Genomic DNA, 12,804 nt, shown 5'->3' with positions numbered 1-12,804 from the left:
GCTACACTGACGGAACAGAGCGGCGGCGCCCGCCGCCGCCCGGTCCCTCGCACCGGCCGGGTCCGGCCAGACAGCAACCGCTGGCCCGGCCCCGGAAACCGTCCAAGAGGACCGAACGAACCGGTCCGGGAGGAGTCCATGACGTACAAGACCATCCTCGTTCCGCTCGGCGGCGGCGACAACGACCCCGTCGCCCTGAAGGCCGCCCTGGCGGTGGCGCGCGATTTCGACGCCCACATCGTCGCGCTGTTCGTGTCGCTCGACCCGCGCGACGCCGTTCCGATGCTGGGCGAGGGCATGTCCGGCGCCATGGTGGACGAGATCATGCGCGCGGCGGAGGGCGAGTCGAAGAACCACCGCGCCGTCGCCCGCCGCCATTTCGACGACGCGGTGCGCGAGTCCGGCATCGAGCTGCGCGACGTTCCCGGCGGGGTGGAAGCCCCGTCGGCCGCGTGGCGCGAGGTCGTCGGCCGCATCGAGGACGTGGTGCCCGCCGAGGGCCGGCTGGCCGACCTGATCGTCTTCGCCCACACCTCGCTGGACGCCGACACCCAGGGCTACGCCACCATGGAAACCGCGCTGCTGGGGTCCGGCCGGCCGCTGCTGCTGGTGCCGAAGGTGCTGCCGGCGGAAATCGGCCGCACCGTCGCCATCGCCTGGAACGGCAAGATCGAGGCCACGCGCGCCGTGGCCGCCGCCCTGCCCTTCCTGCGCGGCGCCGACCGGGTCCTCACCCTGACCGCCGAGACCTCGGCGACCGAAGCTGCGGCAGGACGCCGCATCGCCGATTATTTGGCTTGGCAAGGCGTTAACCCTGAGTTAACTATTCTCAAGCCTGGATCGGAACCCGTCGGCGAGACGGTCACCAAAAAGGCCGCGGAACTCGGCGCCGACCTCCTGGTGATGGGGGGCTACGGGCACAGCCGGATGCGGGAAATGATTCTGGGCGGAGTCACCCGATACGTACTCAATCACGCCGGGTTGCCGGTGCTGATGGCCCATTAGGCCGACACGGCGACGCCCCCGCCTCTTTTCCGCGGGGGCGCCCTCCCGGCTGGACGATGGTCCCCCATCCCGGCTTCCCACTCCAGGGAGCCCGGCGGTTCCGGGAGGAACGCGCCATGTTGACGATCAAGGATTGCATCGCGTTGAGCGATCTGACCGAAGCGCAGATCGACGCGATCGCCGAACACGAGCATGTGCCGGAGATGGTCGCGGTGGAATTGGGCTGCTGCCTGGCCCACAGCCCCGCCGGCCACGCGCGCATCCTGCACATTCTGGCCGACGACATCGCCGTGGCGCGCGCCCACGGACGCACCGGCCACGCCGCCGACCTGGTGGCGGCGCTGGTGGATTTCGTCGCGACCCATCCGGCCGCCGGGCTCCACCCGTCCCAGTGATCCGCCTCGGCAACGATAAAGACAAGGCCAGACGACGAGGTCAGCGGCCGTCCAGCGTCACCGTCACCTCGGCGACGGCGCCGGGATCGGGCTGGCTGTGGTGGAAGGTCGTCACCTCGCCGGGACGCAGGGTGGGGGCCGAAGCCTCCATGGTCCAGCTTTGCAGCGTCTTGTGCTCGGCGTCGCGCGACGTGGCGCGCAGGCGCGGCACCGGGCGGTCGCTGTCGGATTCGTTGAGGATCTGGCCCTCGATCAGCAGGAGTGTGGCGCCGTTCTCGCTCTTCTGCTCGGACCGGACGCTGCGCAGTTGCAGCCCGGCGCCGGGCGGCTCGGCGGGCAGGCCGACCGTCTCGAACAGCAGTGCCAGCGGCGGCCACGCGCGGACCAGCGTGTCGCGCGTGGCGAAGCCACCGCCGGCGACCCCGGCCAGCACCAGCCCCAGCACCGCGAAACCGATCACCGTGCGCCGGGTCGGGCGGGAAAAGCCGAGCTTGTGGAAGGCGAAGCCGCCGTTCCCCGTGGATTCGGCCGGGCGGGAGGAGCGGATCTCGGTCGGCGCGTCGGCCAGCATCCGGGCGAAGTCGGGCTCATCCTCCGGCCGCTGCCACCAGAGGTGACCGCATTTGGCGCAGCGGACCTTGCGCCCGCCGGGCCCGAGCGACGCTTCGGACAGGGTGTAGCGCGTGGAACAGCTCGGGCAGGAAACGATCATCGCGCCTTCGGGGACGGTTCACCCCCTGCCTTATAGATAGCCGCGCCTGCCGGCGCAACGGCGGCGCGCTCGCGGGCGCCGCCGTGCAGGGTATCGCTTAGGATTTGCCGACCAGCGGGCAGTTCCCCTGGTCGAGCGGCCGGAACGCCTCGGCCGCCGGGATGGTCTTGACGTGGGTGTAATAGTCCCAGTCGGCCTTCGATTCGGACGGCTTCTTGACCTGGAAGAAGTGCATGTCGTGCACCGCGCGGCCGTCGACGCGGACGTTGCCCTTGCCGAACAGCACGTCGTCGATCGGCAGTTCGCGCATGGCGCCGGCCACCTTGGCGGCGTCGGTGGTGCCGGCCGCCTTGACCGCCTTCAGGTAATGCAGGGCGCCGCTGTAGACGCCGGCCTGGTTGCCGGTCGGCCGGCGGCCCTTCATCTTGGCGGCGAAGCGGTCGGCGAAGGCGCGGGTGCCGTCGTTCAGGTCCCAATAGAAGGCTTCGGTCAGATACAGCCCCTGGGCCGATTGCAACCCCACCGCGTTGACGTCGGTGAGCTGCATCAGCAGCGCCGCCAGCTTCTGCTGGCCGCTGGCGGTGACTCCGAACTCGACCGACTGCTTGACCGAGTTGATGGTGTCGCCCACCGCGTTGGCCAGCCCGATGATCTGCGCCTTGCTGGCCTGCGCCTGGAGCAGGAAGGAGGAGAAGTCCGGCGCGTTCGGCGGGTGGCGGACGCTGCCGACCACGGTGCCGCCGGCGCTGGCGACGACCCCGCTGGCGTCCTTCTCCAGCGCGTGGCCGAAGGCGTAGTCGGCGGTCAGGAAGAACCAGCTCTTGCCCCCCTCCCCCACCACGGCGCGGGCGGTGCCGTTGGCGAGCGCGTAGGTGTCGTAGGTCCACTGCACGGTGTTGGCCGAGCATTTCGGCCCGGTCAGCTCGGTGGTGCCGGGGCCGGACGCGATGAACATGGCCTTGGAGTTGCGCGTCACCTCGTTGACCGCCAGCGCCACCGAGGAGAAGGGCACGTCGAGGATGGCGTTGACGTTCTCCTGGTCCAGCCATTGCCGGGCGATGGAGGAACCCAGGTCTGGCTTGTTCTGGTGGTCGCCGAGCACGACCTCGATGGTGACGCCGGGCAGCTCCTTGGCGAAATCCTCCGCCGCGAGCTGGGCCGCGACGACGGAGCCCATACCGGTGGAATCGGCGGCGAAACCGCTCATGTCGGTCAGCACGCCCAGCTTGACCTTGTTGCCGGCGATCTCCGCCGAGGCCGGGGCGGCGGTGGCGAGCAGAAGCGCCGCGCTGAGAATGGCGCCCGAAAGGGCGGAACCGCCCAGAAGCCCACGCTTGATCATCGTTTCCTCCGTTGTGTCTCTTTTCGTTCGGCGGAGTGGTGCCCCACCCTGACCCTTACGCCCCGCGCAGTTCGCCCAGCACCGCCTGCGCCACGTCGATGCGCACGGTGCCGCGCTCGACCAGGGCGCGGGCCACCCGCTCGATCTCCTCGCCGACCGCGCCGGCCATCATGGCGATGTTCTGGGCGTGCAGGGCCATGTGGCCCTTCTGGATGCCGGTGGTCGCCAGCGCCTTCAGCGCCGAGAAGTTCTGCGCCAGCCCGACCGCCGCGATGACACGCGCCAGCCGCTCCGCCGAGGTCGCGCCGACGATCTTCAGGCAGGTCTGCGCCGTCGGGTGCAGCTTGGTGGCGCCGCCGATCAGGCCGACCGCCATCGGCAGCTCGATGGAGCCGCTGAGATGCCCGTCCTTCGTCACCTCGTATCGGGTCAGGCTGCTGTAGGAGCCGTTGCGGGCGGCGTAGGCGTGGGCGCCGGCCTCCACCGCGCGGGTGTCGTTGCCGGTGGCGAGCACGACGGCGCTGACGCCGTTCATGATGCCCTTGTTGTGGGTCGCCGCGCGGTAGGGATCGGCGGCGGCGAACTGGTAGGCGCTGACGATGCCGTCGCGCACCGCCTCGCCGCCGCCCTGGCCACCGATCGCGTCGAGGTGCCAGACCGCGTGGGCACGGGCCAGCCGGCGGTCGGCGAGGTTCGACAGGATGCGCAGATAGACCCGGCCGCCGGTCCATTCCTCGATGCGCGGCGCCAGCTTCTCGGCCATGGTGTTGACGGCGTTGGCGCCCATCGCGTCGCGGGTGTCGACGATCAGGTGGGTGATCAGCATGGTGCCGCCGGCCGTCTCCAGCACCCGCACCTCGACGTCGCGGAAGCCGCCGCCGAGGCCCAGCAGGATCGGGTCGCAGCCGTCGCAAACTTCCCGGATGGCGTCGCGACGGTCGAGGATGCGCAACCGCGCCGCGTGCGGGTCGGCGACGCCGACCGCCTGGATCTGGGCGATCATCAGCGTGCCGGACAGCGAGGTGGTGAAGCCGCCGGTCTCGTAGCATTGCCGCCCGGCGTTGCAGACCGCCGCGACGACCGAGGATTCCTCCGTCGCCATCGGGATCAGCACGTCCTCGCCGTCCACCTTCATGTTGGTGGCGACGCCGAGCGGGATGTTCATGGTGCCGACGACGTTCTCGATCAGCCGGTCGGCCAGCCCCGCGTCGAGGTTGCCGGTGTCGGCGAGCCGCTCCACGGCGGCGGCGTCCAGCCCGGCGAAGCCGGCGACCGTGTCGCGCCGCTCCTGCGGCGACATGCGGTGAAAGCCCGAGATCCGGGAATTCCGGGGCGTGTTGGGCACGGGGACGATCTCCTCTGGGTACGCAGCCATTTTGTTTGTGGTGGCAATGGTCTGTGATACGAAGGGACGGAGCAAGGGACAGTTCGGCGGTTTTTTGGTCCGACTGTCCCAGCTGTTCGACGGGGACAGTCAGGAGCAGCCGATGAGCCGGATCACCGACATTGTCGACCGGATCACCGAACAGATCGACCGTGGCCTGCTGAAGCCGGGCGACCGCCTGCATTCGGTGCGCGCCGGGGCGCAGGAGCACGGCGTCTCCAAGAACACGATGGCGGAGGCCTACGACCGGCTGGTGTCGATGGGCCGGCTGGAGGCCAAGCAGGGCTCCGGCTATTACGTCGCCCGCGCGGAAACGCCGAAGAGGGGGCCGCGCGGGCCGCATCTGGCCGAGGCGATGGACCATGTCTCCCTGCTGCGCGAGCAGCTGGAGCGGCAGTACAGCGTGCGGGTCGGCGACGGCCGCCCGCCCCCCTCCTGGCTGGAGCGGCTGGAGGTCGGCGCCCACGCCCGGCTGGTGCGGCCGGCGGGAGGCAGCAGCCTCGACCACGGCTACGGCAACCCGTGGGGTTACGCTCCCTTGCGGGAGCGCATCGCGCTGACGCTGGCGGAGCGCTCGATCGCGGCGGCGCCGGAACGCATCCTGCTGACCCAGGGGGCCAACCACGCGCTGGATCTGGTGTGCCGACAGCTTCTGGAGCCGGGCGACACGGCGCTGGTCGACACGCCCGGCTATTACCCGCTGTTCGGCAAGCTGAAGCTGGCCAAGGTGACGGTGGCCGGGGTGCGGCGCCAGCCCGACGGCCCCGACCTGGAGGAGTTCGCGGCGAAGATCGAGGCGCTGAAGCCGAAGATCTTCTTCACCCAGTCACTGGCCCACAACCCGACCGGCGGGTCGATCTCCATCGCGGTGGCGCACCGGCTGTTGCAGATCGCCGCCCAGCACAACGTCACCATCGTCGAGGACGACCCCTTCGCCGACGTGCTGCCCGCCTCCGCCCCGCGCCTCGCCGCGCTCGACCAGCTGGAGCGGGTGATCTACATCGGCACCTTCTCGAAGACGCTGTCGGCCAGCCTGCGCGTCGGCTACATCGCCGCCGCGCCGGCCCTGGCGCAGACCCTGTGCGACCTGAAGATGCTGACCGTGGTCAGCACGTCCGACTATGTGGAGCGGCTGGTCTTCACGCTGATCGCCGGCGGGCAGTATCTGCGCCATCTGCGCCGGCTGAAGACGCGGATCGAAACGGCGAGCGCCGACGCTCTGGCGGCGCTGGAGCGGGTCGGCATCGCCGTTCCCGCCGCCCCGGCCGGCGGCTACTACATCTGGGGCAGCCTGCCCGACGGGCTGGAGGAGACGGCGCTGGTCCGCGCCGCCGCCGACCGGGGCATCTTCCTCGCCCCCGGCTCGGTGTTCTCGACCGGCAGGGCGGCCGGCCGGCTGTCCCTGCGCATCAACATCGCCTACGCCTGCGACCCGCGCTTCCTCGACTTCATCGCCGAACAGGTGGCCGGGATTCGCTGATGTCGCAACGGTCCGGTCACTGTCCGGTTTCGCAGGCGAGTTCCGCGCGCCGCGCGCCGGAGCGCGCCGTCACCACGAAGGCCAGCGCCAGCAGGGCGAAGCCGGCGCCGATCCAGGGAAGCTCCCCGTACCCCACCCCGGCGTTGATCGCCACGCCGCCGACCCAGGCGCCCAGCGCGTTGCCGAGGTTGAACGCCCCCTGGTTGAGGGTGGAGGCGAGGTTGGGCGCGTCGGTCGCCGAATCGACGACCCAGAGCTGGAGCGGCGACACCAGCGCGAAGGCCAGCGCCCCCCAGACGCCCAGCGTCGCCACCGCCGGCACCGCCGCCGGGGCGGTGAAGACGAACAGCACCAGCACGGCGACGACCGCCAGCAGGCTGCCGACGATGGTCGCCATGGCGCCGCGGTCGGCCAGCCGGCCGCCCGCGAAATTGCCCAGCGTCAGCCCGACGCCGAAGACCAGCAGCGCCCCGGTCACCGCCTGCGGGGTGAGGCCGCTGACATGCTCCAGCAGCGGGGCGATGTAGGTGAAGACGCTGAACAGGCTGACCGAGCACAGCGTGCTGACCAGCATCGGCAGCAGCACCGGCCAGCGCCCGAGCACGCGGAACTCCGACAGCAGCCCGCCCTTCGAGCCCGGCATGCCGCCCGGCACGTAGCGCAGGATCGCCAGCCACGCCACCACGCCGATGGCGACCACCGCGACGAAGGTCGAGCGCCAGCCCGCCGCCTGCCCCAGCGCGGTGCCCAGCGGCACGCCCAGGATGTTGGCGATGGTCAGGCCGGAGAAGACCAGCGCCACCGCCTGGGTGCGCTGGTGGCGCGGCACGAGGGTGCTGGCGACCACCGCGCCGATGCCGAAGAAGGCGCCGTGCGCGAAGGCGGTCAGCACCCGCGCCGCCATCAGCAGCCAATAGCCGGGCGCCAGCGCGCAGCCGACGTTGCCGGCGATGAAGATCGCCATCAGCGCCAGCAGCGCCGTCTTGCGCGGCAGACGCGCCGTCGCCATCGCCACCAGCGGCGCGCCGACCACCACGCCCATGGCGTAGCCCGACACCAGATAGCCGGCCCCCGGCACGCTGACGCCCAGGCTGCGGGCGACGTCGGGCAGCAGGCCCATGATGACGAATTCGGTGGTGCCGATGCCGAAGGAGGCGGCGGCAAGGGCCAGGATGGGAAGCGAGACCATGGCGGCGGGCTCCGGACCTCGGGACGGTGAAGAGGGGGACGGAGGCCGGGCATGCTCATGCTGCGGCGCAGCGTCGCACTCATAAGGCCGGAGGCCGGTAGCTTTGCATAGCTATGCAATGCGCGGGGCAGATCCGCGCGGGATGCGGGGCAACGGCATCGCGTGCCCCCACCCTGAACCCGCCCCCGCTGGGAGGGTTCAGGGTGGGGGCACGTAAATCCCCCCGTGCCCTTACTGCGCGGTCCAGCCGCCATCCATCAGCAGCGAGGCGCCGCGCATGTTGGCGCCGCCGTCCGAGCACAGGAACACCGCCAGATCGCCGAGCTGCTCGGGCGTCACGAAGGTCTTGGACGGCTGCTTCTCGCTCAGCAGCTCGCGGCCGGCCGCCTCGTTCGACAGGCCCTTGGATGCCGCCAGCGCGTCGATCTGCTTCTGCACCAGCGGGGTCAGCACCCAGCCGGGGCAGATGGCGTTGCAGGTGATGGCGGTCTCGGCGGTCTCCAGCGCGACCACCTTGGTCAGGCCGATGACGCCGTGCTTGGCCGCGACGTAAGCCGACTTGTTGGCCGACCCCACCACGCCGTGCGCCGACGAGATGTTGATGATGCGGCCCCAGTTGCGCGCCTTCATCCCCGGCAGGGCGGCGCGGGTGCTGTGGAACACCGCCGACAGGTTGATGGCGATCACCGCGTCCCAGCGCTCGACCGGGAACTCGTCGACCGGCGAGACGTGCTGGATGCCGGCGTTGTTGACGAGGACGTCGAGCCGGCCGAACTCGGCCTCGGTCGCGGCGACCATCGCCTCGATCTCGGCGGCCTTCGACATGTCGGCGCCGCTGTGGGCGACGCGGACGCCGAACTCCCTGGCCAACCCCTCGCGCAGCTCGGCGATGTAGGCGGCGTCGCCGAAGCCGTTCAGCATCAGGTCGGCGCCCTGCCCGGCCAGCTTGCGGGCGATGCCCAGCCCGATCCCGCTGGTCGAGCCGGTGACGAGGGCGGTCTTGCCTTTCAAAGCGGTCATGGTCTTCACCCTTCCAGCGGCATGGTGCGGAGATCCGGCGACACGATCAGCTCGGCCCCGGTGTTGGCGATCACCTGCTCGACGGTCACGCCGGGCGCGGTCTCCTTCAGCAGGAGGCCGGAATCGGTCGGCTCGATCACCGCGAGGTCGGTGACGACCAGATCGACGCGGCGGACCGAGGTCAGCGGCAGGGTGCAGCGCTTGACGATCTTGGACTCGCCCTTGGCGCTGTGCTGCATGGCGACGATCACCCGCTTGGCGCCGGTGACGAGATCCATGGCGCCGCCCATGCCGGGCACCATCTTGCCGGGCACCATCCAGTTGGCGAGATGGCCCTCCTCGTCGAGCTGGAGGCCGCCGAGCACGGTGACGTCGAGGTGGCCGCCGCGGATCAGCCCGAAGGACAGCGCGCTGTCGAAGGAGGCCGCCCCCGGCAGCGCCGAGATCGGCGAGCCGCCGGCGTCGGTCAGGTCGTTGTTCTCGGCGCCGGTGATCGGGCCGGACATGCCGAGGATGCCGTTCTCCGACTGGAAGAACACGTGGCGCCCGACAGGCACGTAGCGGGCGACCAGCGTCGGCAGGCCGATGCCCAGGTTCACGAGGTCGCCGTCGAACAGCTCAAGCGCGACGCGCTTGGCGATCAGGGTCTTTTCATCCATGATTCCGGTCTTCCCTCTCAGCGCGGCCGGGCGGTGACGATGTGGTCCACCAGGACCGACGGGGTCATCACCGCGTCGGGCGCGATGCAGCCGACGGGCAGGATGTCCTCGGCCTCGGCGATCACGGTGGCGCCGGCCAGCGCCATGATCGGGTTGAAGTTGCGCGCGGTCAGCGCGTAGGTCAGGTTGCCGTAGAGATCGGCCTGCTTGGCCGCCAGCAGCGCGAAGTCGGCCTTGATCGGCGTCTCCAGCAGGAAGGTCTTGCCGTCGATCTCGACCGTGCGCTTGCCCTCCTCCACCGTCGTGCCGACGCCGGTCGGGGTCAGCACGCCGCCCAGCCCGACGCCACCGGCGCGGATGCGCTCGGCCAGCGTGCCCTGCGGCACCAGCTCCACCTCGATGTCGCCGGCGATCATCTGCTTCTGGGTGTCGGGGTTCAGCCCGATGTGGCTGGTGATGACCTTGGCGACCAGCTTCTCCACCACCAGCTTGCCGATGCCCTGGTGCGGGCGGGCGGTGTCGTTGGCGATGATGGTCAGGCCGCTCTTGCGCTGGCGGATGATCTCGTCCACCAGCCGGGTCGGGCCGCCGACGGCCATGAAGCCGCCGAACAGGATCGAGGCGCCGTCGGGTATCCGCGCGACCGCGTCCTCCAGGGAGATGAGCTTGTTCTTCATGATCAGACGATCCCGGTCAGGTAGTACACGGCGATCACGAAGAAGACCGCCAGCGTCTTGATGCAGGTGATGGCGAAGATGTCACCGTAGGACTGGCGATGGGTCAAGCCCGTCACGCCCAGCAAGGTGATGACCGCGCCGTTGTGCGGCAAGGTGTCCATGCCGCCGCTGGCCATCGAGGCGACGCGGTGCAGGACCTCCATCGGAATGCCCGACGCGTTGGCGGCGGCGATGAACTGGTCGGCCATGGCGGCCAGCGCGATGCTCATGCCGCCCGAGGCCGAGCCGGTGATGCCGGCCAGCGCGGTGACGGTCACCGCCTCGTTGACCAGCGGGTTGGGGATGGATTGCAGGACGCCGGCGATGACCAGGAAGCCCGGCAGCGCGGCGATGACGGCGCCGAAGCCGTATTCCGACGCCGTGTTCATCGCCGCCAGCAGCGAGCCGCCGATGGCGGCCTTGGTGCCCTCGGCGAAGCGCTGCGTCACCGGCTTCCAGGCGAAGACCAGCACGGTCAGGATGCCGCAGAGCAGCGCGCCCTCGACCGCCCAGATGCCGGCGACCGACGAGACCGCCGTCACCAGCGGCTTGGCGCCGGGGGTGAGCGCCACCTCGTAGCTGGAGCCGTAGACCTTGGGGATCGCCAGGGTGAACACCTTGTTCAGCACGCCGACGATGACCAGCGGCAGCAGGGCGACGAGCGGGTTCGGCAGCGTCTCGGCGGCGACCGCCTCCGGCTCGTTGCTGTGGCCGGTGCCGTAGCCCTCGCCCCGGGCGATGGCGGTGCGCACGCGCCATTCCAGATAGACCAGGCCGACGGTCAGGATGAAGACCGAACCGATGATGCCCAGCCAGGGGGCGGCGTAGGCGTCGGTCTTGAAGAAGGTCGTCGGGATGATGTTCTGGATCTGCGGGGTGCCCGGCAGCGCGTCCATGGTGACGGTGAAGGCGCCGAGCGCCACCACGCCGGGGATCAGGCGCTTGGGGATGTCGCCCTGGCGGAACATCTCGGCGGCGAAGGGGTAGACGGCGAAGACCACCACGAACAGCGACACGCCGCCGTAGGTCAGCAGCAGGCAGACCAGAACGATGGAGGTCACCGCCCGCTCGCGGCCGATCATCTTGATGACGGCCGAGACGATCGACTTGGAGAAGCCCGACAGCTCGATCACCTTGCCGAACACGGCGCCCAGCAGGAAGACCGGGAAGTACAGCTTCACGAAGCCGACCATCTTGTCCATGAAGAGGCCGGTGAAGATGGGCGGCACGGCGGCCGGATCGGTCAGCAGCACCGCCCCCAGCGCCGCCACCGGCGCGAAGAGGATGACGCTGAATCCTCGGTAGGCGACGAACATCAGGAACGCAAGCGCTCCCACGCAGATCAGCAAACTCATTGGACGGGTGCTCCCTCGTTTTTGTTCTGGGCGCCGGTTGGTCGGTGCGCCGTGTTCCTAGAGCCGGAAGGGGGTCAGAAGGCCGCGCAGCCGTTCCACGCCCGCGTCGTAGAGATCGCGGACGAAGCGTTCGGTCCTGGCTTCGTCCAGCCCGCCGGGCAGGCCGAGCGGCTGGAACGTGGCGGTCCATGTCAGCGTCGCGTGTCCGTCGTCCCCCGGCTGGACGCGGATCTGCGCGAGCAGATCGGCGACCGGATAGGGGCTCTCGACCACGGCGTAGGTGTAGGCGTCGTCGATTCGGCTGATGTGCTCCAGCCGCTGGACCAGACGGGTTCCGTCCTTCAGCAGCAGGCGCCGCACGGCCCCCTTCTCCGTTCCGTCGACGCTCAGCGCGATCGCGCCGGGATACCAGTCGCACAGCCGGCCGTCCCAACGGACCAGCGGCCACAGGCGGCGGGCCGGATCGGGAAGCAGAATGGTGACGGCGATCATCGGCATGTCGAGTCGGGCTTCGACCGGGTGGGGTACCCCGTGGGGCGTGGCCCTTCGAAAGCAAACCCCATGCCAGCATTGCGTGTGATGGGAGATTGCTTGAAAAGCCTGGACAATTTTTGATGGAACTACAGACGGTTTTTCTGACCAACATCTCGAAATCGAGATATTCTTAGCGCACTTTGTCTCAAAAATGAGAATAGTGTCGAAATCGAGAAATTTTCCTGATTCGCGGGAACCGGCCGGCCGCCGGCCGCGGCGCCCCCCGAAAGAGCGCTGGATTTCCCGCGCTCAAGCGCCCATCTCCCGTTCAGGAGCGGGTTATACCGCCAAAGAGTCGTTGCTGGATGTTGCGGCCGCCGGTTTCATGGATATGGAACCGAGAAACTGTTGCACCTATATGATGGTTGCTGTTAAAGGGCGGCGTGGTTCGGTCGCCCTCGGCGACATCGTTGCCGTTCGGGCATCGTGCTTCCGGCCGGCGCATCCAAGGAGATGGTCATAGCAAAGCTTTACGATCAGGACCCCGTCCGCGAAGGCCCGCGGCTCAATCGCGAGATCACGGCCCGTCAGGTGCGTCTCATCAACGCCGATGGCGAGATGGTGGGCATCGTCCCGTTGCATCAGGCGTTCACGGCTGCCGCCGACGCCGACCTCGACCTTGTCGAGATCGTGCCGAATGCCGATCCGCCCGTCTGCAAGGTCCTCGATTACGGCAAGTTCCGGTTCGAGGAGCAGAAGAAGGCCAACGAGGCGCGCAAGAAGCAGAAGATCGTCGAGATCAAGGAGCTGAAGCTCCGTCCGAACATCGACGACAACGACTACGACGTGAAGATGCGCGCCGCGCGCCGCTTCCTGGAGGAAGGCGACAAGGTCAAGATGACCATGCGCTTCCGTGGCCGTGAAATGGCCCACCAGGACCTTGGCATGAACGTGCTGCTGCGTGTCCGCGACGAGTTGGAGGCGATGGCCAAGGTCGAGCAGATGCCGCGCCTGGAAGGGCGCCAGATGATCATGGTCCTCGCACCGAGGTGATCGGCGCGCGTCCGGCCGTT

Annotated in this window: 13 protein-coding genes; 4 read left to right on the top strand and 9 right to left on the bottom strand. The window is 69.4% G+C overall.

Annotated features, from left to right (window positions below):
• Window positions 1-138 precede the first annotated feature (138 nt).
• Both J2847_RS26460 and J2847_RS26455 read left to right on the top strand, forming a co-directional pair.
• Complete coding sequence (locus J2847_RS26460; protein ID WP_209781773.1) at window positions 139-1,005, top strand: universal stress protein; 867 nt, start codon at window positions 139-141, stop codon at window positions 1,003-1,005.
• A 116-nt stretch (window positions 1,006-1,121) separates the two neighbouring features.
• Window positions 1,122-1,400, top strand: coding sequence for a hypothetical protein (locus J2847_RS26455; protein ID WP_209781772.1), 279 nt, complete (start codon window positions 1,122-1,124; stop codon window positions 1,398-1,400).
• Between the two features lie 40 nt (window positions 1,401-1,440).
• On the opposite strand, the gene J2847_RS26450 is transcribed toward J2847_RS26455, so the two are convergent.
• From J2847_RS26450 to J2847_RS26440, 3 genes are all read right to left on the bottom strand, one after another.
• Window positions 1,441-2,112, bottom strand: a complete 672-nt coding sequence (locus J2847_RS26450) for a DUF3426 domain-containing protein (RefSeq protein ID WP_209781771.1) — start codon at window positions 2,110-2,112, stop codon at window positions 1,441-1,443.
• A 97-nt stretch (window positions 2,113-2,209) separates the two neighbouring features.
• Window positions 2,210-3,454: an ABC transporter substrate-binding protein gene (locus J2847_RS26445; protein ID WP_209781770.1), complete on the bottom strand. Its 1,245-nt coding sequence runs from the start codon at window positions 3,452-3,454 to the stop codon at window positions 2,210-2,212.
• 55 nt (window positions 3,455-3,509) lie between these two features.
• Entirely contained in the window at window positions 3,510-4,799 is a 1,290-nt protein-coding gene (locus J2847_RS26440) for a hydroxymethylglutaryl-CoA reductase, degradative (RefSeq protein WP_325169489.1), read from the bottom strand.
• Window positions 4,800-4,941: 142 nt separating this feature from the next.
• On the opposite strand from J2847_RS26440, the gene J2847_RS26435 reads away from it, so the two are divergent.
• Complete coding sequence (locus J2847_RS26435; RefSeq protein ID WP_209781768.1) at window positions 4,942-6,318, top strand: aminotransferase-like domain-containing protein; 1,377 nt, start codon at window positions 4,942-4,944, stop codon at window positions 6,316-6,318.
• A gap of 16 nt (window positions 6,319-6,334) precedes the next feature.
• On the opposite strand, the gene J2847_RS26430 is transcribed toward J2847_RS26435, so the two are convergent.
• From J2847_RS26430 to J2847_RS26405, 6 genes are all read right to left on the bottom strand, one after another.
• Window positions 6,335-7,507 (bottom strand): MFS transporter, encoded by a 1,173-nt coding sequence (locus tag J2847_RS26430; RefSeq protein ID WP_209781767.1) that lies wholly within the window; start codon window positions 7,505-7,507, stop codon window positions 6,335-6,337.
• A 231-nt stretch (window positions 7,508-7,738) separates the two neighbouring features.
• Window positions 7,739-8,527, bottom strand: coding sequence for a 3-hydroxybutyrate dehydrogenase (locus J2847_RS26425; RefSeq protein WP_209781766.1), 789 nt, complete (start codon window positions 8,525-8,527; stop codon window positions 7,739-7,741).
• A 5-nt stretch (window positions 8,528-8,532) separates the two neighbouring features.
• Window positions 8,533-9,186 carry a 3-oxoacid CoA-transferase subunit B gene (locus J2847_RS26420; RefSeq protein WP_211114862.1) on the bottom strand — a complete coding sequence of 218 codons (654 nt, stop codon included), beginning with the start codon at window positions 9,184-9,186 and terminating at the stop codon, window positions 8,533-8,535.
• A gap of 17 nt (window positions 9,187-9,203) precedes the next feature.
• Window positions 9,204-9,863 carry a CoA transferase subunit A gene (locus J2847_RS26415; RefSeq protein WP_209781765.1) on the bottom strand — a complete coding sequence of 220 codons (660 nt, stop codon included), beginning with the start codon at window positions 9,861-9,863 and terminating at the stop codon, window positions 9,204-9,206.
• A gap of 2 nt (window positions 9,864-9,865) precedes the next feature.
• Window positions 9,866-11,257 carry a GntP family permease gene (locus J2847_RS26410; RefSeq protein WP_209781764.1) on the bottom strand — a complete coding sequence of 464 codons (1,392 nt, stop codon included), beginning with the start codon at window positions 11,255-11,257 and terminating at the stop codon, window positions 9,866-9,868.
• A gap of 57 nt (window positions 11,258-11,314) precedes the next feature.
• Complete coding sequence (locus J2847_RS26405; RefSeq protein WP_209781763.1) at window positions 11,315-11,755, bottom strand: SRPBCC family protein; 441 nt, start codon at window positions 11,753-11,755, stop codon at window positions 11,315-11,317.
• A 489-nt stretch (window positions 11,756-12,244) separates the two neighbouring features.
• On the opposite strand from J2847_RS26405, the gene infC reads away from it, so the two are divergent.
• The gene (gene infC, locus J2847_RS26400) at window positions 12,245-12,784 is read left to right on the top strand and encodes a translation initiation factor IF-3 (RefSeq protein WP_085552801.1); all 540 of its coding nucleotides are present in this window, start codon (window positions 12,245-12,247) and stop codon (window positions 12,782-12,784) included.
• The last annotated feature ends 20 nt before the right edge of the window (window positions 12,785-12,804 follow it).

Source organism: Azospirillum agricola (assembly GCF_017876095.1).
In the GTDB taxonomy this organism is placed as follows: Bacteria; Pseudomonadota; Alphaproteobacteria; order Azospirillales; family Azospirillaceae; genus Azospirillum; species Azospirillum agricola.
Note: the sequence above shows the minus strand (reverse complement) of the source record. Positions and strands in the feature narration are given on the sequence as shown.